1 pseudogene is annotated in these 219 nt (G+C 31.1%); it reads left to right on the top strand.

Annotation, left to right across the window (positions count from 1 at the left end):
• Positions 1-219, top strand: a pseudogene (locus tag COE49_RS26995) (RNA-guided endonuclease InsQ/TnpB family protein); the annotation flags it as partial.

Here is a 219-nt window from a genome sequence, read left to right on the forward strand (position 1 = left end):
CACAGTTAGCTTTACAGAAATGATTTACAAAGAGCAAGAAGCGAAAGAGATATGAATGGTTAAATAACATCAACGCACAAGTTCCCAAACAGGCTTCAAAAGATTTTGATACGGCGAGAAAAAATTCGTTCAAAAAGTACAAAAATGGTTATCACACTTCTTATAAATCCAAAAAAGATTTAATCCAAGGATTTTATGTCAATTATGAAAGACTGATTA

The organism is Bacillus sp. AFS029637 (genome assembly GCF_002584985.1).
Classification (GTDB): domain Bacteria; phylum Bacillota; class Bacilli; order Bacillales; family Bacillaceae_G; genus Bacillus_A.